The 527-nt window shown below is 59.2% G+C and carries 1 protein-coding gene; it reads right to left on the minus strand.

Annotated features, from left to right (window positions below; translation table 11 throughout):
• On the minus strand, positions 1 to 478 hold a 478-nt coding region (locus AC1QQ2_RS15075), incomplete at its 3' end, for a LysE family translocator (RefSeq protein WP_479713762.1).
• Between the last annotated feature and the right edge of the window lie 49 nt (positions 479 to 527).

Here is a 527-nt window from a genome sequence, read left to right on the forward strand (position 1 = left end):
CCATGGTTTGGTTGAAGCGTTTCAGGCGTTTGCCTTCTCGCAACCATTGCCGGAGGGCGGCGCCGATCCAGGCGTAAAGCAAATTGCTGAAAAAAGCGAACGCCATCAAGGTGGGCAAGACCACCACAAATCGCTCGAGCGTTGCCGCTGGCCCAGAAAGCCAGCCCGCCACGATGCTGAATGACAACATCCATGCCTTGATATTCACAAACTGCAATGCGACCGCACCCTTGAATCCGACCGTGGGCGCCAGCGCTGCCGCCGGTGTGTCAGCTGGTAAAGCGGGCGCGGTTGCCAAGCGCTTGGCTAACCACAGCAGATAGCCTGTACCCAAAATGGCGACGCCCAGTCGCGCGCTTGCCACGTTGGCCAAAACTGCGCTGATACCCAGGACGCTGCTGGTTAGTAGCAAGCCCCAACCAAAGGGTACGCCGATGACAAATGGCAAGGCACTTTTGAGCCCCCCTTGTGCACCCATGGTGGCGGAAAGGGCTGTGTTGGGCCCGGGCGTGAAGGAGACCGCTATT

The sequence above is a fragment of the Aestuarium sp. genome (assembly GCF_023253315.1).
In the GTDB taxonomy this organism is placed as follows: Bacteria; Pseudomonadota; Alphaproteobacteria; order Rhodobacterales; family Rhodobacteraceae; genus Marivivens; species Marivivens donghaensis.